The organism is Hydrogenophaga sp. L76 (assembly GCF_057654755.1).
The window spans coordinates 3,672,281-3,689,604 of sequence record NZ_CM172807.1; the positions used below are offsets into that span (position 1 = coordinate 3,672,281).

A 17,324-nucleotide genomic window follows, 5' to 3' on the forward strand; every position below is an offset into this window, starting at 1 on the left:
GTGACCGACCGCGACATGGCCGTGCGCGATCAGTCCGGCCGTTGCGGTATGTCCGGTGCTGGGGGTGAGGGCGCTGGCTTGCGGCGTTGCGCGAACACCCAGGTGAACTCCGCACCGAGCAGGAAGACTTGCGCCGAGTAGTACACCCACAGCAGCAGCACCACCAGCGACGATGCGGCGCCGAACACCGAAGCCACGGCGCTGCGGCCGATGTACAGACCGATCAGCGTTTTGCCGACCGTGAACAACAAGGCGGTGATGAGTGCGCCGATCCACACATCGCGCCAGGCGACAGCTGTCCTGGGCATCCATTTGTAGATCATCGCAAACACGGCGGTGATGAACGTCAGGGTCACCACAAAGTTGACGGCATCGGCCACGAGCGCGAATTCGCCGAACCAGGGTGCCCACCATTTGCCCAGTGCGGCCATCAAGGCACTGAGCACCAGTGAAACCAGGAGCAGGAAACCGATGCCCAGGACCAGCCCGAGCGAGAGCAGGCGTACCCGGAAGAAGTCCCGCACACCACTGAAGTCGGGGCGGAGGGGGACTTGCCAGATGCGGTCCATGGCATTCTGCAGTTCGACAAACACGGTGGTGGCACCGATCAGCAGTGTGCCCAGGCCCACCAGCATGCCCACCAGGCTGGCGGCGGGTTTGTCCAGGCTCTTGAGCACCGTGTCCAGGGTGGTGGCGCTGTCCTCTCCCACCATCAGGGATATCTGCGCAAAGATCTCCGCCCGGGCAGCCGCTTCGCCAAAGAAAAAACCGGTGACCGAAATGACGATCAGCAGCAGCGGTGCGATCGAGAACAGCGTGTAGAAAGCGAGTGCCGCACCCATGCTGGGCGCGTAATCGTCGAGCCACGCGTTGACCGTCGAGGTGAGCAGCCGCCAGATCATCCAGGCGCCGAAATTTCGGCCCATGTGAATCCCGCCATTTCAGGGTCTGACCTGGCCGCCGGGTCGCCCAGCGAGAGCCTGCCGACAAGCCGCTGGGCATCGTCCAGCACGGGAAGCCGACGGATCTGTGACGCCTGCATCTTCGCGATCACATCTTCAAGACCTGCGTGTTCAAAACCGCATTCCACCTGGCCCGTCATCAACTCGCCGAGCAGGGTCGTGGCCATCGGTATTTCCAGCGGTGTTCTTTCGGACATGGTGATGACTTCGGTGCGGAGATGCTGTGGTCAGTTGTTGCGGCCATCCTCCCCGCCATCGCTCCACCTCCGTCCGGCGTGGCGTGCGAAGGGGGTGGATGTGTCGTTTGTGGGGGCTGAATCACGTCAAAGTGGCCGCGACTGCAGTATGGTCGAGCATGTAGGGGGTTCTTGTTCGCGTCGGTGCGATGGCGAACAGATGCCGAGCGAACGCTGTCTTGCGCAGGCCGGTGTGCCGGTGCTTGCGCCAGCCCCGGGCCGCCTGTGTAGCATCGCCCCATTCGTTTGTTGAAAGGCGCCGCCATGTCCTACATGCTCCTCATCATCGAACCCGAAGGCCAGCGCGCCACCCGCACCGAGGCCGAAGGCCGCGCTGCCTATGCCGCCATGCAGGCTTTCGGCGACGGGCTTGCAGCCGAAGGCAAGCTCAAGGCGGTGGAATCGCTGGCTGGAATGTCGAGCGCGGTGCGCGTGAGCCTGGCCGGGGGGCATCCGCAGGTGCTGGACGGCCCGTTTGCCGAAGCCAAGGAAATGATCGGCGGCTTCTTCCTGTTGCAGAACGTGGGCCGTGAAGAGGCCATCGCCATCGCCCAGCGCTGCCCCGCCGCGCAGTGGGCCACCGTTGAGGTGCGCCCGCTCGCCCCCTGTTTCGACGAGAGTCGCGCTTGAGTATTTCCTAGGGTTTCTGCTTATGCGGGCGCTGTCGAAAACGCCCAGCCTGTTCCGTCGTACCCACAGAAGCCGCTGAACCGGCTTCACGCGAGGCCCGGCAAGTCCGCCGCCGCCCGCGTCGACGCACAGGAGTCTTTTGCATGAAACCCCGCATCCACACCTGCCTGTGGTTCGACACCCAGGCCGAAGAAGCCGCGCAGTTCTACATCTCGGTTTTTCCAGACTCGCGCATCACCAGCGTGTTGCGCTATGGCCCGGGCGATCCCATGCCCGAGGGCACGGCGATGCTGGTGACCCTGGAGCTCGATGGCCATGTGCTGTCCCTGCTCAACGGCGGGCCGCACTACCGCCTCTCGCCGGCCGCTTCGCTGGTCGTGAGCTGTGCCGACCAGGCCGAGGTCGACCGCTGCTGGGCAGCGCTCTCGGCCGTTCCCGAGGCCGAGATGTGTGGCTGGCTGGTGGATCGATGGGGTGTCTCCTGGCAGATCGTGCCGATCTTCCTCATGGACCGGCTCTCGGGTCCACCCGGCCCGGCCGTGCAGCGCATGACGGCCGCCATGAGGACGATGCGCAAGCTCGATATCGCGGCTTTGCAGGCCGCCTGCGACGCCCACTGAACCAAAGGACCTCACCATGAAAACCCAGCATTTCGACATCCTCATCCAGGCCCCGCGCGAGCGTGTGTGGGCCACCATGCTGCAGTCGCCCACCTGCAAGCGCTGGACCTCCACCTTCTTCGAAGGCTCGCGCTTCGAGGGCTCGTGGGACCCAGACCAGAAGTTCCGTTTCCTCGACCCCCAGGGCTAAACCCCTACCTGAGTAAGGAGAACCCCATGCGATTCATGATCATCGTCAAGTCCTGCCCCGAGTTCGAGGCCGAGCTCATGCCCGAAGCCCCGAAGGAACTCATGGCCGAGATGGCCGCGTACCACGAGGAGCTGGCGCGCGCGGGCGTGCTGCTCGACGCCAGCGGGCTGCACCCCAGCCGCACCGGCTGGCGCGTGCACTACGACGCCTCGGGCCAGCGCGTCGTGGACGGCCCTTTCGCCGAGGCCAAGGAGCTGATCGCCGGCTACACCCTGATCCAGGTGCGCTCGCGCGAAGAAGCCATGGAATGGAGCCGCCGTTTTCCCAACCCCGCAGGTCGTGGCAAGGAGGCCGTGATCGAGCTGCGCCAGCTCATCGAGCTGGACGAGTTCCCGCCCAGCGAGGCGCTGCACAAGTTCAAGCAGATGGAAGCGAAGCAGAAAGCCTGATCACCATCCACCCACACCAACCATCCGCCAGCCAACAAACCCACCAGGAGAACCCCTCATGTTCCGCCAGATCTTCGTCAACCTGCCCATCCAGGACATGGCCCGCTCGCAGGCCTTCTTCAAGGCCCTGGGCCTCACGTTCAACCAGCGCTTCACCAACGAGCAGGGTGCTTGTCTGGAGATCGGCGAAAACTTCTACGCCATGCTGCTGGTCGAGCCCTTCTTCCAGGGCTTCACCAAAAAACCGATCGGTGACGCGCACAAGGCCACCGAAGTCATTCTGGCCCTGTCGGTCGACAGCCGCGCCGAGGCCGAAGAAGTCGTGCGCAAGGCGGTGGCCGCTGGTGCCACCACACCCAACCCGCCGCAGGACCACGGCTTCATGTTCCAGCACGGCTTCGCCGACCTGGACGGTCACCAGTGGGAGGTGTTCTGGATGGACGAAGCCGCCGCCCCGGCGCAGATGTGAGTGCGAATCCCCCTCTCCCGCACGCGGGAGAGGGCCAGGGTGAGGGTCTCCCCATGGCCCCCGCAGTAAGCTCCCGCCCGTGCATTCAGCCGTCCACCAAACCATCGCCGCCGTCTGGCGCATCGAGTCCGCGCGCATCGTCGCCGCCGTGGCGCGGCGCGTGCGCGACCTCGGTGTGGCCGAAGAACTGGCGCAGGACGCGCTCGTGGCCGCGCTGGAACACTGGCCGAAAGACGGCGTGCCGCACAACCCCGGCGCCTGGCTCATGACCACCGCCAAAAACCGCGCGCTCGACCACCTGCGCCACCGCCAGATGGCCGACGCGCGGCACGAAGACATCGCGCGCGACCTCGAAGCGCTGGGTGCGCTCACCGTGCCCGACTTCGTCGACGCGCTCGACGCCGCGCGGCAGGATCACATCGGCGACGACCTGCTGCGCCTCATCTTCACCGCCTGCCACCCGGTGCTGTCGACCGACGCGCGCGTGGCGCTCACGCTCAAGCTGCTCGGCGGCCTGACCACGCACGAAATCTCACGCGCCTTCCTCGTGCCCGAAGCCACCATCGCGCAGCGCATCGTGCGCGCCAAGCGCACGCTGGCCGATGCGCAAGTGCCGTTCGAAGTGCCGCGCGGCGAGCAACTGAACGAGCGCCTGGGCTCGGTGCTCGAAGTCGTCTACCTGGTGTTCAACGAGGGCTACACCGCCACCAGCGGCGGCGACTGGATGCGCCCCGAACTCTGCAACGAAGCCCTGCGCCTGGGCCGCATGCTCGCCGAGCTGGCGTCCGAACAGGCCGAGGTGCACGGCCTCGTGGCGCTGATGGAAATCCAGGTCTCGCGCACCGCCGCGCGAACCGACGCGCAGGGCAACCCCGTGCTGCTCAACCAGCAGAACCGCGCCCGCTGGGACCACCTGCTCATCCGCCGCGGCCTGGCCGCGCTGGAGCGCGCCGAAGCGCTGGGCCCGTCCGCCGGCAGCTACCGCCTACAAGCGGAGATCGCCGCCTGCCACGCCCGTGCATCCACCGCCTGGGCCACCGACTGGCCGCGCATCGCCGCGCTCTACGCCCAGCTGATGCGGGTGGCCCCGTCACCGGTGGTCGAGCTCAACCGCGCGGTGGCCATCAGCATGAGCGAAGGCCCGGCCGCCGGTTTAACCATCGTCGGGACGCTGATGCAGGACAAGGCCCTGCTGCGTTACCCCTGGCTGCACGCGGTGCGGGGCGATCTGCTGGAAAAGCTGGACCGGATCGAGGATGCGCGGGCCGCGTTCCAGCAAGCCGCTGCGCTGTCAGAAAACCAGCGCGAAAAAAAACTGCTGACCCAGCGGGCCGGTGGGCCAACCGCCTGAACCCACCGTCCCGCCCATCCCAAGGAGCACTTCCCATGGCACCCAAACTACCCGCCCCATCCACCGCAGAAAAAGTCAAAGGCCCCGCGAGCTACTTCCCGTCCATCGAAAAAACCTACGGTCAACCCATCGCGCACTGGATGCGGCTGCTGGACGGCATGAAGGGCGTCAGGCACATGGAGCAGGTCGCCGCGCTCAAGGCCGAGCACGGCCTGGGCCACGGCCACGCCAATGCGCTGGTGGCGCATCACCGGGTGCAGGGCGAAGCCGGCTGAGCGTCCGGCGGCGGCGCCGTGATCGCCGCCTGTACCCAGGGCGACTGAAGGCCGGGACACCGCTCTTGTCGGCCGCCGCTCTTTCAGACAGCATGGCCACCAGAACCACTGGAGACACCATGCAAGAAAAACCCCGAGCCACGTTCAAACGAATGGAGCAAAGCACCCAGCAAGACTGGGCCTGCATCCTCCCCGAAGCCATGGCGATGGCGAAGTCGCTGCCCGACCGGGTGCTCGTCCACCTCAAGCTGCTTGACGGTGACCACGGCGGCTTCCCTGTCGACCGCCTCACGCACAGCCTGCAGACCGCGACACTCGCGCTGAAGGATGGGCGCGATGAGGAATACGTGGTGTGCGCGCTGCTGCACGACATCGGCGACACCCTCGGCTCCTTCAACCACCCGGACATCGCCGCAGCCATCCTCAAGCCCTTCGTCAGCGAAGAGAACCTGTGGATGGTGCAGAACCACGGCATCTTCCAGGGCTACAACTTCTTCCACCACATCGGCCTGGACCGCAACATGCGCGACATGTTCAAGGACCACCCCCACTACGGCCGCGCGGCCGAATTCGTCGAACGCTACGACAACCCGGCCTTTGATCCGGCCATGGACGCGCTGCCCCTGCGCCACTTCGAGCCCATGCTGCGCCGGCTGATGGCCGCGCCGAAGAACTCGGTTTACAAGGCGGCTTTGCCGGGGGAGAAGGCGGCAGCCTGAACCAGACGAAAAAAACCCCGGCGCTTGGGCCGGGGCAATGAGGCGTTCGGGGAACTTGCGCGGATCAGGCGCTTTGTTGGATACCTGCCAGCACCCAGCCGCCGCTGCCCTGGCGGGGCTTGGTCAGGTGCCAGATCTCGTCGATGGTGTCGGGGTCGGCGCCGTCTTCCTGCACGCGGCCGGTGAAGTGCGTGCTGACCACGTAGATGGCGTCTTCTTCGGCCACTTCCAGCACGCTGGCTTCGAGGTCGAGCACGCGGGTTTCCTGCGTGGCGCCGTTGCGTTCGCGGATGTCCATCTGGATCTCGGCAAACATCTCCGGCGTGGTGAAGGCGCGGATGTCGTCGAGGTTGCCCGCGTCGTTGGCGGCCTGCAGGCGGATGAAGTTGACCTTGGCGTTGCGCACAAAGGCGGGCACGTCAAAGTCGGCCGGGATGACGCTGGCCGTCTGAGCCTGGCCGCCGAGGGCGGAGCCGATCATGGAGCCACCCTGGCTGTAGCCGGCGCCGTTGCTGGCGTCTGGCGTGGGCGCCTTGAAGGCCGAAGGCGTCTGCGGACGCGAACCGGCGGCACCGGCACCCGCGTAAGCCATGCCACCCGAGCCGCCCTGGGCCGCGGCGGCGCGCTTGCGCATGATGAAGCCGACCACCGCGATGGCGGCCATCACCAGCAGACCGATCATCAGCATGTTGGCCAGGCCTTCGCCGAAGCCGAGGTGCGAGGCGAGCGCGGCCAGGCCCAGGCCGGCGGCGAGGCCGGCGATCGGGCCCATCCACTTGCTGCGGGTGGACGCGGCGGCGGCAGCGGGTGCGCCAGCGGCGGCGGGTGCTGCGGCGTTGGCCGGCGTCTGAGCCGGCGTGGCGGTGGGGGCCTTGGCGGGCGGGGCGCTCTGGCGCTGCATGCCAAAGGACTTGCCGCCACCGATGCGCCGGGCTTCGGCGTCCATGGCCACGGAAGACAGGCCGATGGCAAATACCATGGCCAGCAGGGAAAGGGTTTTCTTCATGGGGTCTCCAGCAAAAGGGAATGGAACAGCAAGAGTCTAGGGGCTTTGTGAATCAATAAAAAGCAGAAATATAGAGAGTTTTCAATCGGTAAAACAGGATGATTGAGGCCTCAGGTGGTGTGGCCGCGTCGGGCGGGGGGCGCATGCGACCCGCAAGCTGGCAAAATCGCCGCTCTTTCGGGCGGGGTGTTCTCCCGGCCCGCCTCGCCGAGCCCCATGTACCGGCCCCCCGTCTTCTCCCTGTTCTCCCATGACCCCTTTGCCCCACGGCACCCTTGGTATCGACTTTGGCACCTCCAATTCGGCGGTGTCCTGGGCCGAACCCGGGGGGCTTGCGCGCCTGATTCCGCTGGAGGGCGAGGCTCTGGCCATGCCCACCGCCGTGTTCTTCAACGCCGAGGACCACCTCACGCACTTTGGCCGCGACGCGGTGGCGCAGTACCTGAGCGGCACCGAGGGCCGCCTGATGCGTTCGCTCAAGAGCCTGCTGGGCAGCCCGCTGCTGCAGGAGAAGACCGAGGTCAACCACCAGCAGATCAGCTTCCAGGACATCGTGGCCACGTTCCTCTCCGAGCTCCGCGACCGCGCCGACCGGGCGCTGGGCGAGGCGCCCTCGCGCGTGGTGATGGGCCGGCCGGTGCATTTTGTCGACGACGACCCCGAGCGCGATGCCCTGGCCCAGCGCTCGCTGCAGGAGGCGGCGATGTCGGTCGGCTTTGACGAGGTGTCGTTTCAGCTGGAGCCGATCGCCGCCGCGCTGGACTACGAACGGCGGCTGACACGCGAGGCCACGGTGCTGGTGGTCGACCTGGGCGGCGGCACCTCGGACTTCACCGTCGTGCGGCTGGGGCCGGACCGCATGGCGCGGGCCGACCGCAGTGGTGATGTGCTGGCCACGACCGGCGTGCACATCGGCGGCACCGACTTCGACCAGAAGCTCAGCCTGGAACGGGTGATGCCGCTGCTGGGCCACCGCCACCTGGGGCCGCAGCAGCGCGAGGTGCCGAGCCGGATCTTTTTTGACCTCTCCACCTGGCACCTGATCCAGTGGCTGTACCTGCCCCGGGCGATGAGCCAGGCGCAGTCGCTGCGCGTCAACTACACCGACACGCGGCTGCACGAGCGGCTCATGAAGGTGCTCAGGCACCACGACGGCCACCGCATCGCCCACGAGGTGGAGCTGGCCAAGATCCGCTGCTCGCAGGACGACGCGGCATCGGAGGTCGACCTGTCCTTTGTCGAAACCGGGCTGGAGGCGTCGCTCACGCCGGCCGACATGCGCGATCACCTGGCGGCCCTGCTGGCGCGCACGGTGGCCTGCGCGCGCGAGTGTGTGCAGCGCGCGGGGCTGACCGATGGTGCCCTGGACGCGATCTACCTGACCGGCGGATCTTCCGCCCTGCGCCCGTTCCAGCAGGCGCTGCAGGCCGAGTTTGCGGGAGTGGAACTGGTGGTGGGCGACCTGTTTGGCGGTGTGGCCTCGGGCCTGGCCTACAGCCGCGGCTGATCGGGTTTCGGCGCCACGATCTCGGGCGCTGGGTGCGCTGGGTGCGCTGGCAGACAGACAGCCGCCGGTGGACGATGCAGACTGTGGCAAGACCCCGTTTGCCCTTTCAGAAAACGCGCCCATGAACACACGCACCGACATCCCTCTTCCAGCGCTGACGCCGACCACACCGGTGCGCATGGGCTACATCCGGCCCATGGCCCTGGTTCTGTTTCTGGGCGTGCTGGTGCTGCTGGCGTTCCGCCTGTCGGACCTGTTGCTGATGCTCTTCGGGGCGGTCATCGTCGCGGTGGCCCTGCACGCCCTGGCCCAGCCGCTGGGGCGCTTCCTGCACCTGTCGCCGCGGCTGGCGGTTGCGCTGGCTGTTGCGCTGGCGGTGGTGGTGATCGTGCTCGGTTCCTGGCTGGTGGGTGACCGCCTGGTGGCGCAGTTCGACGACCTGGCCCGCAAGCTGCCCAAGGCGCTGTCCACGCTGATCAGCTGGGCCCGCGAACGCACCATCGGTGAAGCGCTGTGGAAGGTGTGGCGCGGCACGAACGCGGACGATGTGCCCTGGGCCAGCGTGGCCGTGGCGGCGACCCAGGCCCTGAGTGCCGTGGGCGGCATCGGCCTGGTGCTGGTGGTGGGGGTGTACCTCGCGGCCGACCCGGTGCTTTACCGCGAAGGCCTGTTGCGGCTGGTGCCGCCGACCTACCGCGGCCGCGTGGACGAGGCGCTGCTCGCCAGCGGACACGCGCTGTCGCGCTGGCTGCTCGGTCAGGGCATCTCGATGCTGTTCGTGGGCACGTCCACGGCCATCGGCCTGGCCTTGCTGGGCCTGCCGCTGGCGTTGACGCTGGGCCTGTTGGCCGGCGCGCTGGCGTTCATCCCGTTCTTCGGTCCGATCGCGTCGGGCGTGCTGGCGGTGCTGCTGGCCTTCATGCAGGGGCCGGAGCTGGCGCTGTACGTGGCGATCCTGTGCGTGGTGATCCAGCAGATCGAGGGCAATCTGCTGATGCCGCTGGTGCAGCGCTGGGCGGTGGAGCTGCCGCCGGTGCTGGGCATCACGGCGGCGGTCATCTTCGGTCTGCTGTTTGGCCTGCCCGGCGTGATCCTCGCGTCGCCGCTGATGGTGGTGGCGATGGTGCTGGTGCGCATGTTGTACGTCGAGGGCGTGCTGGAGGCGTGAGCCGCGGCATGTGCGCTGGTGCACAGACCCCGGCCCTTCCGCTGCCTATTCTGAATGCCCAGCAACAGGCGGGTGCATCCTGCTCCCGCCGATGGCCTTGCTGGTGAGACCAAGGACACTCCCATGAACTACCAAGAGCAAGACACCTACGGCATGTACAAGAGCCGGACCGACGGTGGCCCCGGCCCCGGACTGATGGGCGCCAACACGCTCGACGGCAACGACGTCTACAACCGCAAGGACGAAGACCTGGGCGACATCAAGGAAATCATGCTCGACATGGGCACCGGCCGGGTGGCCTACGCGGTGCTGTCGTACGGCGGTTTCCTGGGGATGGGCGACAAGCTGTTTGCCGTGCCCTGGAGCGCCCTGACGCTGGACACCGTCAACAAGCGTTTTGTGCTCGACGTCGAAAAAGACCGGCTGGAAAACGCGCCCGGTTTCGACAAGGACCAGTGGCCCGACATGGCCGATGCGACCTGGAGCAAGGAAATCCACGACTACTACGGTGTGACGCCGTATTCGGATGGCCGCGTCTGATCACGATCTGCTGAATGAAACAAGGGCTGCAGCCGAAGGGTTGCAGCCCTTTTTCATGGCGGGGCAGGCCGGTTGGGAACATGCCACACCGCTGGAGGTTCGCTACCGCACCGACGTGAACGACCCCGGGTGAGACATTGCGCTCGCCATGGCGCTGCCATGCGCCGACCCCGCCATGGGGGTCCTTGAGAAGACGAACCAGGACACGGCATGACCTACACGACTTCCACGGTCCGCGCTGCGTGGGCAGCGACCGGCGCCGCCGCGTTGCTGGCGCTGGGCGCCTGCGCCGAGCCCGCCCGCTTCACCATCGCCGAGGGCTCCGGCAACAACCCGGCCTTGCCCACCCCCAGCCGGGCGTGGATCCCCACGGTGAACATCGCGCCGGCGCGGGGCTGGCCGGCTGGCGTCATGCCCACCCCCGCGCGGGGTCTGCGGGTGCAGGCTTTTGCCCGCGACCTGGACCACCCGCGCTGGTTGCTGGTGCTGCCCAACGGCGACGTGCTGGTCGCCGAGACCAACGCGCCGCCCAAGGCGGACCCGCCCAAAGGCATCATGGCCTGGATCAAGGGCAAGGTGATGGGCCTGGTGATGAAGCGCGCGGGCGCGGCCGTGCCCAGCGCCAACCGCATCACCCTGCTGCGCGACACCGATGGCGACGGCGTGGCCGATGTGCGCTCGGCGTTGCTCAGTGGGTTGAACTCGCCCTTCGGCATGGCGCTGGTGGGCGAGACGCTGTTCGTTGCCAACGCCGACGCGGTGCTGGCCTTTCCCTACCGCCGGGGCGACACGGTCATCCACACGGCCGGCACCCCGCTGCTGGAGCTGCCCGGCGGGCCGATCAACCACCACTGGACCAAGAGCCTGCTCGCCAGTCCGGATGGCCAGAGCCTCTACGTCGGTGTGGGGTCGAACAGCAACATTGGTGAGAATGGCATGGCGGCCGAAGAAGGCCGGGCCGCCATCTGGGAGGTGGACATCCGCACCGGCGCCCACCGCGTCTTCGCTTCGGGCCTGCGCAACCCGGTCGGCATGGCCTGGGACGCCAGCGGCCGCACGCTCTGGACCGTGGTCAACGAGCGCGACGAACTCGGCAGCGACCTGGTGCCCGACTACCTCACCTCGGTGCGCGATGGCGCCTTCTACGGCTGGCCCTACAGCTACTACGGCCAGCGTGTGGACACGCGCGTTGCCCCGTCCGCGCCCGACAAGGTGGCCGCTGCCGTCGTGCCGGACTTCGCGCTGGGCGCGCACGTCGCACCCCTGGGCCTGGCCTCATCCGCCGGCAGCCGACTGCCCGCGCCGTTCATCAACGGCATGTTCATCGGCCAGCACGGCTCCTGGAACCGCCGCCCGCACAGCGGCTACAAGGTGGTGCACGTGCCGTTCAGCGGCGGCCAGCCGGCCGGGCCGGCGCGGGATGTGCTGGGGGGCTTTCTCAATGCGGAGGGTGAGGCCCAGGGCCGGCCGGTGGGCGTGGCGATGGATGCGCAGGGTGCGCTGCTGGTGGCCGACGACGTGGGCAATGTGGTCTGGCGCGTCAGTGCGCAGCCTTGAAGCACCCGCGGCGAAAGCCCTCCCGGCGGGGCTCTCTCAGGGCGCGCGCTGGCGGTGCAGGTGTTCGCGCGCCTTGGCCGCCTGCTGGGCCGCACGGCGCAGCGCACTGTACTGGCCGAGCGACGTTTCCATCCGCGACAGCGGCAGGGCGCCCGCCGCCGCCGACACCAGCACCGCGGCCTTCAGGCTCTGGTAGGCCTGCTCCATGGGCGCCACGTCGACCAGCGACGTGGCGCCGTGCGCCCCGGAACCCGCATCCTGCTGCGTGAAGAGCTGCTGCAGCGCCACCACAAAGGCCTGCTGGTGGGCCGCCAGGGACGGGTCTTCGGGTGCCCTCAAGGGCGCCGCGCTCTGCGCCTGTTCTGCGCAGGTCTTGTAATAGCGGTGGATGCGCAGCAACTCGGCCAGGCGCTCGCTCGCCTCCTTGGACAACTCCAGGCGGCTCAGGCGTTCGGTAAAGGACTCCACAGCCGCGTCGAGTTGTGTCATGGCGGTGCGGTCGCCGACCAGCGCGACCGGCGCCGCCCCGGTGAGCACTTCGCCCGCGATGCGCACGCACAACTGGCCAAACCGCGCCACCTCGCGCTCCAGCGCGTCCAGCGCCAGGGCGGGAACGGCCAGCACGTTGTCGTCCAGATAACGCGGCTGGGCTTCGTCTTCCTCGCGGGCGCGAAAGCGCTGCAGCAGCCAGCGTGTGAGCCCGTCGGCCAGCGGCCACATCAGGGCCACACCGAGCACGTTGAACGTGGTGTGAAACAGCGCCAGCATGGCCGCGGGGTCGGCGGACAGGCCGAGCGCGTCGCGGGCGCTGGCCAGCGCGCCGATGAGCCAGGGCAGCAACGCCAGCGCCACGCAGGCGGTGATGAGGTTGAAGATCACGTGTGCGGCGGCAGCGCGGCGCGCGTTGGGTGTGGCGCCGATGGCGGCCAGCAGCGCGGTGACGGTGGTGCCGATGTTGGCGCCGATCACCACGGCCGCGGCCCCCTGGGCATCAAGCAGGCCACCTTGCGCCGCGGTCAGGGCAATCGCCATCGAAGCGGCCGACGACTGCATCAGCACCGTCATCAGCAGGCCGATGAGCACTTGCGCCAGCACGGTCTGCACGCCATCACCCTGGGGCAGGGCGATCTGCCCCGCGATGCCGTTGAACGATTCCTGCAACAGACCGATGCCGAGGAACAGCAGACCAAAACCGGCCACGGCGGTGCCGATGGCTCCGCGGCGCTGGCTGGCGCCGGTCAGGCGCAGCAGCATGCCCAGACCCACCAGCGGCAGCGCAAAGGCTTCGATCTTGAACTTGAGCCCCACCAGCGCCACCAGCCAGCCGGTCATGGTGGAGCCGATGTTGGCGCCGAACAGCACCCACAGCGCGGGCGCGAGCCCGAGCAGGCCGGCGTTGATGAAGCCGATGGCGGCCACCGTGACGGCGGTGGACGACTGCACCATCGCGGTCACGAGCGCCCCCGAGCCGAGCGCGTGCCAGCGGGTGCGGGTGGCGCTGGCGAGGATGTTGTGCAGCGCCTGGCCCGCGGCCTGCTTGAGGCCGTCGGTCATCATGCCCATGCCCAGCAGGAACAGGCCGAGGCCACCCGCCAGCAGGCTCAGCGAATGCCAGATGCTGCTCATGGGGAAACCGCCGTGCTTCGCACAGCGGTGCGAACTGGCCTGGGGCGGCCCGGCGCTGCGCTCATGAATACACCACCGACGCCACGACCACGATCACGGCGATGCAGACCAGGTTGAGCACCATTCCGCAGCGCATCATGGTGGCCTGCGGCACCTCGTTCGTTGCAAAGACGATGGCGTTGGGCGGCGTGGCCACCGGCAGCATGAAGGCACACGACGCCGCCACCGCGATGGCGGCCGCGAGCAGCGGCGCGGGCAGGCCCAGCGCCTGCGCCACGCCCAGAAAGATCGGCACCATCAACGCGGCGCTGGCGGTGTTGCTGACGAGTTCGGTGAGGAAGACCACGAAGCTCACCACGCCGAGCAGCAGCCACAGCGTGGAGGCGCCGTGCATGGCCGCCACCAGCCCGTCGGCGAGAAAACGGCTGGCGCCACTGACCTGCATGACCTGACTCAGCGCCAGACCGCCTCCGAACAGCAGCAGCACGCCCCAGTGCGTCTGGCGTTCGATGGTCGGCCAGGCCATCACCCGCGTGGCCACCAGTGCGACGATGGCGGTCACGGCGACCCAGCTGTCCATGTCGGCGGCGATGCCCAGTGCGCGGCCCAGCGGCTCGGCGGCCATCCAGCCGGCGGCGGTGAGCGTGAAGATGAGCAGTGTGGTGCGCCGCCCCGGCGTCCATTCAAAGACCTCGTCCTGCAGCACCAGCTGCCCGCCCAGGCGCGGCCGCAGCATGAGGTAGAGCACGCCCACCATCAGGGGCAGCAGCAGGAGCACCATCGGAATGCCGAAGCGCATCCACTCGGCAAAGCCGATGCCCGCCTGCGCAGCGGCAATGGCGTTGGGCGGGCTGCCCACCAGGGTGCCGATGCCGCCGATGCTGGCGCTGTAGGCCACGCCCAGCAGCACGAAGACGCGTTCACGCGGGCCCACGTCGTCGGCACCCTCCTGTGCGCGCAGCAGGCCCAGCGCCATCGGCAGCACCATGGCCGCGGTGGCGGTGTTGCTGATCCACATCGAGAGCAACGCGGTCAGGCCGAACAGCAGGGCCACCGCCAGTGCCCGGCGCCCGGCGGCCAGGCGCAGCACGGCGAGCGCCAGCGCGCGGTCCAGCCCCTGCCGCTGCAGCGCGGCGGCCAGCGCGAAGCCGCCGAGGAAAAGAAAGATGATCGGGTGGGCAAATGAAGCCAGGGCCTCGCGAAAGCTCATCAGGCCCGCCGCCACCGCCAGCAGCGGCACCAGCAGGGCGGTCACGCTCAGGTGCAGCGCCTGGGTCATCCACAGCCCGCCGATCAGGGTGAACAGGGCCAAGCCGGCGCGCAGGGTCTCGGGGCCGGGCGTGATCTGGTACACCCCGGCGGCCAGCGCCAGGCAGGCCAGCGCGCGCACCAGCGTGTTGGGAACGCTCCAAGCCATGTCAGACGGCACGGGCTGTGGACACCAGCACGTCGGCGCTGCCCTCAGCGAGCACATGCTTGGTCACGCTGCCCAGCAGCAGGTCTTCGGTGGCCGACTGACCGTGCTTGCCCAGCACCACTAGGTCGCAGTCGCGTTCCTGTTCCTGCTCCACGATGCGCTGCGACGCATCGCCCTCGATCACGCAGGCTTCCCACTGGCCGGGCTTCAGGCCCGTCTGCGCGGCGAAAGCGTTCACGCGTTGCACGGCTTCGGCTCGCGCCTGATCGCGGTAGTGGTCGATGGTGGCGGCGTCGACACCGGCGTAGCGCAGCTTGTCCTCGAACGGCACCTGGAACGCGTTGAGCAGCACAAAGCGGGCGTGGGGCGCCACGCGAAGCGCAACCGCCACCGCCTGCATCGACCAGGGCGAAAAATCCAGCGCCAGCAGCACCCGGCGGTAGGGCTCGTGGGGTGTCTGGCGCACCACCAGCACGGGCCGGCTGGTGCGGCGCAGCAGGCGCTCCGAGGTGGAGCCCAGCACCAGCCGGCGCAGGAAGCCCGTACCGCGAGCGCCCAGCACCAGCAGGGACGCGTCCAGCGCATCGGCCTGTTTGCGGATCTCGTCGAGCACCGAGCCGCTGGACTCGACCACATGCACGGTGATCTGTTGCTGGGTGCGCAAGCTCTCGGCGAGCTGCTGCAGTTGCTGGAGGCTGGCGTCCATCAGCCGGCCTTCGGTGGCGTGCCCGGCGCCCAGCCAATGGCGCAATTCGGTCAACGCCTCGCCGGGCATCACGTGCATCAGCGTCAGCGGGCTGCCGGACTCGCGGGCCAGGCGCGCGGCGCGGTCGGCGGCGTGGCGGGCCGGGCCGGAGAAGTCGGTGGTGGTGAGGATCGGTCCCCAGGTTTTCATGTTGCGTTCTCCTTGCTGTGGATCGCTTGGGCCAGTTGCCCGGCCGCGTGGTCGGCGGCGTCTTCAAAGGGGTTGAGGATATGGCGCACACCCGCGTGGCCGAGCGCGCGGCCGTGGGCCGCGTCGCGCACCGCCGCCGCCACCTGGCCCTCGAAGCGCGCGCCCTTCAATGCGTGCAGCAAGGCGCGGTTCGATTCCCATTGGGGAAAGGTGGTGACGACCCAGTGCACCTTCGCCAGCGGCAGGGTCTCCAGAAAGTCCGGATCTTCCCCGTCGCCGAAGTGCACCGGCAGCTGCAGGGCCTGCAGCGTTTTCACCGCCTCGGGGTCGAAGTCGACGCCGATCGCTTCGACGCCCGCCGCCCGCAGTTGCCGCAGCAGCCGGCTGCCGTAGCGCCCCAGCCCGAACACGATCGCCTCGGCCGCGGGCCGGTCCGCGGGCTGCCTCTCGGCCGCCAGTTCCCGGAAGGGCTGGTGCCGCTCGAAGCGGCCCAGCCAGGGGGCCAGGCGTTCGTAGAGCGGCTGCGAGTACAGGATCATGTAGGTGGACAGGGTGATCGTGATCACGCCGACCAGCGTGGTCAGCCCCAGTGCCGGCGTACCGACATGGCCGAGCGTGATGCCCATGGCCATGAACACGATGGAGAACTCGCTGATCTGTGCCACCGTGAGACCGGCCATGAAGCCGGTGCGTTTGCGGTAGCCCATGTAGCCCATGATGGCCATGACGATCAGCGGATTGCCGATCAGCACGAACAGCGACAGCAGCAGCGCGGGCCCCACTTCCGCGCCCAGGGTCGAGAAGTCGAGCCGGGCGCCGAGGTCGATGAAGAAGAACAGCAACAGGAAGTCGCGGATGCCGGTCAGGCGTGCGTTCATGGCTTCGCGGTAGGGCGTGGAGGCGAGCGAGAAGCCCGCCAGGAAAGCGCCCGCCTCCTTGCTGAAGCCGGCCCATTCGCCCACGGCCGCCAGCGCCACGCCCCAGGCGATCGCAAACACCAGCAGCAGCTCCTGCGAGCGGGCCATGGACGCCACCACCCGCGGGAGCACCCAGCGCATCAGCACGAACATCAGCGCGGCGGCCAGTGCCAGTCGCCAGACCAGTGAAAGGGCCACATCGATCAGCGCCGTTTCGGCGCCGTCGGCTCCGCCGGTGCCGCGCAGCGCGCTCATGGTCATCATGGCGATCACCACCGCCAGGTCCTGCACGATCAGGAAGCCCACGGCGATGCGCCCGTGCAGGCTGTCGAGCTCGCGTTTGTCCGACAGCAGCTTGACGATGATGATGGTGCTGGAAAAAGTGAGCGCCACTGCGACGTACAGGGCTTCCATCCATTCGCGGCCCAGCGCCATCACGATGGCAAAACCGATCACGATGGTGAAGCTCAGCTGGCCCAGGCCCGTGGCCAGCGCCACCGGGCCGATGTGGCGGATGTGGTGCAGGTCGAGCTTCAGGCCCACCGCAAACAGCAGCACCGCCACCCCCACCTGGGCGAGCAGGGCGATCTGGTCGTGTGCCGTGACCAGGCCGAACACGGCCGGCCCCACCAGCACACCGACGACGATGTAGGCGATCAGCACCGGCTGGCGCAGACGGACGAACAGGGCACCGGTGAGCGCGCAGATCAGCAGCAGGGCGGCAAACTCGGCAAAGGGTTCGTGCATGGCGTCGAGCGCGGATGGTTGTGGTCAGGACAGGTCAAGGTTA

Annotated in this window: 19 protein-coding genes; 12 read left to right on the forward strand and 7 right to left on the reverse strand. The window is 68.2% G+C overall.

The features are described 5' to 3' along the window. Positions 1-29: 29 nt before the first annotated feature. Positions 30-926 carry a YihY/virulence factor BrkB family protein gene (locus tag AC23D4_RS17910; RefSeq protein WP_472886922.1) on the reverse strand — a complete coding sequence of 299 codons (897 nt, stop codon included), beginning with the start codon at positions 924-926 and terminating at the stop codon, positions 30-32. Further along, positions 899-1,129 (reverse strand): CBS domain-containing protein, encoded by a 231-nt coding sequence (locus AC23D4_RS17915; protein WP_472886923.1) that lies wholly within the window; start codon positions 1,127-1,129, stop codon positions 899-901. Before AC23D4_RS17915 ends, AC23D4_RS17910 begins: the two co-directional genes overlap by 28 nt. 333 nt (positions 1,130-1,462) lie before the next feature. Between AC23D4_RS17915 and AC23D4_RS17920 the strand changes: the two genes are divergently transcribed. The 8 genes from AC23D4_RS17920 (at position 1,463) to AC23D4_RS17955 (ending at position 5,901) form a co-directional block, all read left to right on the forward strand. Further along, complete coding sequence (locus AC23D4_RS17920) at positions 1,463-1,828, forward strand: YciI family protein (RefSeq protein WP_472886924.1); 366 nt, start codon at positions 1,463-1,465, stop codon at positions 1,826-1,828. Between the two features lie 143 nt (positions 1,829-1,971). Continuing rightward, on the forward strand, positions 1,972-2,448 hold the full coding sequence (locus AC23D4_RS17925; RefSeq protein ID WP_472886925.1) for a VOC family protein: 477 nt from the start codon (positions 1,972-1,974) through the stop codon (positions 2,446-2,448). 16 nt (positions 2,449-2,464) lie between these two features. After that, positions 2,465-2,638: an SRPBCC family protein gene (locus tag AC23D4_RS17930; protein ID WP_472886926.1), complete on the forward strand. Its 174-nt coding sequence runs from the start codon at positions 2,465-2,467 to the stop codon at positions 2,636-2,638. Positions 2,639-2,664: 26 nt separating this feature from the next. After that, positions 2,665-3,087, forward strand: coding sequence for a YciI family protein (locus AC23D4_RS17935; protein WP_472886927.1), 423 nt, complete (start codon positions 2,665-2,667; stop codon positions 3,085-3,087). Positions 3,088-3,145: 58 nt separating this feature from the next. Beyond that, positions 3,146-3,556 carry a VOC family protein gene (locus AC23D4_RS17940; protein WP_472886928.1) on the forward strand — a complete coding sequence of 137 codons (411 nt, stop codon included), beginning with the start codon at positions 3,146-3,148 and terminating at the stop codon, positions 3,554-3,556. 79 nt (positions 3,557-3,635) lie between these two features. Then, the gene (locus AC23D4_RS17945) at positions 3,636-4,907 is read left to right on the forward strand and encodes an RNA polymerase sigma factor (protein WP_472886929.1); all 1,272 of its coding nucleotides are present in this window, start codon (positions 3,636-3,638) and stop codon (positions 4,905-4,907) included. 35 nt (positions 4,908-4,942) lie between these two features. After that, positions 4,943-5,182, forward strand: coding sequence for a DUF4287 domain-containing protein (locus AC23D4_RS17950; protein ID WP_472886930.1), 240 nt, complete (start codon positions 4,943-4,945; stop codon positions 5,180-5,182). A 119-nt stretch (positions 5,183-5,301) separates the two neighbouring features. Next, positions 5,302-5,901 (forward strand): HD domain-containing protein, encoded by a 600-nt coding sequence (locus AC23D4_RS17955; RefSeq protein ID WP_472886931.1) that lies wholly within the window; start codon positions 5,302-5,304, stop codon positions 5,899-5,901. 64 nt (positions 5,902-5,965) lie between these two features. Here the strand turns inward: AC23D4_RS17955 and AC23D4_RS17960 are convergent, their stop codons facing one another. Beyond that, positions 5,966-6,907 carry a Tim44 domain-containing protein gene (locus tag AC23D4_RS17960; RefSeq protein WP_472886932.1) on the reverse strand — a complete coding sequence of 314 codons (942 nt, stop codon included), beginning with the start codon at positions 6,905-6,907 and terminating at the stop codon, positions 5,966-5,968. A 250-nt stretch (positions 6,908-7,157) separates the two neighbouring features. Here AC23D4_RS17960 and AC23D4_RS17965 point away from each other — a divergent pair, with 250 nt between their 5' ends. From AC23D4_RS17965 to AC23D4_RS17980, 4 genes are all read left to right on the forward strand, one after another. Then, a complete protein-coding gene (locus tag AC23D4_RS17965; protein ID WP_472886933.1) occupies positions 7,158-8,414 on the forward strand; it encodes an Hsp70 family protein in 1,257 nt (418 codons plus the stop codon). A gap of 121 nt (positions 8,415-8,535) precedes the next feature. Then, a complete protein-coding gene (locus tag AC23D4_RS17970) occupies positions 8,536-9,582 on the forward strand; it encodes an AI-2E family transporter (RefSeq protein ID WP_472886934.1) in 1,047 nt (348 codons plus the stop codon). A gap of 123 nt (positions 9,583-9,705) precedes the next feature. Further along, positions 9,706-10,122 carry a PRC-barrel domain-containing protein gene (locus AC23D4_RS17975; protein ID WP_472886935.1) on the forward strand — a complete coding sequence of 139 codons (417 nt, stop codon included), beginning with the start codon at positions 9,706-9,708 and terminating at the stop codon, positions 10,120-10,122. Positions 10,123-10,332: 210 nt separating this feature from the next. Beyond that, positions 10,333-11,679, forward strand: a complete 1,347-nt coding sequence (locus AC23D4_RS17980) for a PQQ-dependent sugar dehydrogenase (protein ID WP_472886936.1) — start codon at positions 10,333-10,335, stop codon at positions 11,677-11,679. 36 nt (positions 11,680-11,715) lie between these two features. Here the strand turns inward: AC23D4_RS17980 and AC23D4_RS17985 are convergent, their stop codons facing one another. The 4 genes from AC23D4_RS17985 to AC23D4_RS18000 all read right to left on the reverse strand — a co-directional run bounded on the left by AC23D4_RS17985 (position 11,716) and on the right by AC23D4_RS18000 (position 17,281). Further along, positions 11,716-13,305, reverse strand: coding sequence for a Na/Pi cotransporter family protein (locus tag AC23D4_RS17985; protein ID WP_472886937.1), 1,590 nt, complete (start codon positions 13,303-13,305; stop codon positions 11,716-11,718). Positions 13,306-13,366: 61 nt separating this feature from the next. Beyond that, positions 13,367-14,722, reverse strand: coding sequence for an SLC13 family permease (locus tag AC23D4_RS17990; RefSeq protein ID WP_472886938.1), 1,356 nt, complete (start codon positions 14,720-14,722; stop codon positions 13,367-13,369). Between the two features lies 1 nt (position 14,723). Then, complete coding sequence (locus tag AC23D4_RS17995; RefSeq protein WP_472886939.1) at positions 14,724-15,617, reverse strand: universal stress protein; 894 nt, start codon at positions 15,615-15,617, stop codon at positions 14,724-14,726. Further along, positions 15,614-17,281, reverse strand: coding sequence for a cation:proton antiporter (locus AC23D4_RS18000; RefSeq protein WP_472886940.1), 1,668 nt, complete (start codon positions 17,279-17,281; stop codon positions 15,614-15,616). The genes AC23D4_RS17995 and AC23D4_RS18000 overlap by 4 nt, the downstream gene beginning before the upstream one ends. Positions 17,282-17,324: the final 43 nt, after the last annotated feature.

Coding starts and splice junctions, on each gene's coding strand:
- AC23D4_RS17955 (WP_472886931.1), top strand. CDS start 5,302: ATGCAAGAAAAACCCCGAGCCACGTTCAAACGAATGGAGCAAAGCACC.
- AC23D4_RS17990 (WP_472886938.1), bottom strand. CDS start 14,722: ATGGCTTGGAGCGTTCCCAACACGCTGGTGCGCGCGCTGGCCTGCCTG.
- AC23D4_RS17935 (WP_472886927.1), top strand. CDS start 2,665: ATGCGATTCATGATCATCGTCAAGTCCTGCCCCGAGTTCGAGGCCGAG.
- AC23D4_RS17995 (WP_472886939.1), bottom strand. CDS start 15,617: ATGAAAACCTGGGGACCGATCCTCACCACCACCGACTTCTCCGGCCCG.
- AC23D4_RS17950 (WP_472886930.1), top strand. CDS start 4,943: ATGGCACCCAAACTACCCGCCCCATCCACCGCAGAAAAAGTCAAAGGC.
- AC23D4_RS17960 (WP_472886932.1), bottom strand. CDS start 6,907: ATGAAGAAAACCCTTTCCCTGCTGGCCATGGTATTTGCCATCGGCCTG.
- AC23D4_RS17965 (WP_472886933.1), top strand. CDS start 7,158: ATGACCCCTTTGCCCCACGGCACCCTTGGTATCGACTTTGGCACCTCC.
- AC23D4_RS17915 (WP_472886923.1), bottom strand. CDS start 1,129: ATGGCCACGACCCTGCTCGGCGAGTTGATGACGGGCCAGGTGGAATGC.
- AC23D4_RS17910 (WP_472886922.1), bottom strand. CDS start 926: ATGGGCCGAAATTTCGGCGCCTGGATGATCTGGCGGCTGCTCACCTCG.
- AC23D4_RS17980 (WP_472886936.1), top strand. CDS start 10,333: ATGACCTACACGACTTCCACGGTCCGCGCTGCGTGGGCAGCGACCGGC.
- AC23D4_RS17975 (WP_472886935.1), top strand. CDS start 9,706: ATGAACTACCAAGAGCAAGACACCTACGGCATGTACAAGAGCCGGACC.
- AC23D4_RS17920 (WP_472886924.1), top strand. CDS start 1,463: ATGTCCTACATGCTCCTCATCATCGAACCCGAAGGCCAGCGCGCCACC.
- AC23D4_RS17940 (WP_472886928.1), top strand. CDS start 3,146: ATGTTCCGCCAGATCTTCGTCAACCTGCCCATCCAGGACATGGCCCGC.
- AC23D4_RS17930 (WP_472886926.1), top strand. CDS start 2,465: ATGAAAACCCAGCATTTCGACATCCTCATCCAGGCCCCGCGCGAGCGT.
- AC23D4_RS17970 (WP_472886934.1), top strand. CDS start 8,536: ATGAACACACGCACCGACATCCCTCTTCCAGCGCTGACGCCGACCACA.
- AC23D4_RS17985 (WP_472886937.1), bottom strand. CDS start 13,305: ATGAGCAGCATCTGGCATTCGCTGAGCCTGCTGGCGGGTGGCCTCGGC.
- AC23D4_RS18000 (WP_472886940.1), bottom strand. CDS start 17,281: ATGCACGAACCCTTTGCCGAGTTTGCCGCCCTGCTGCTGATCTGCGCG.
- AC23D4_RS17925 (WP_472886925.1), top strand. CDS start 1,972: ATGAAACCCCGCATCCACACCTGCCTGTGGTTCGACACCCAGGCCGAA.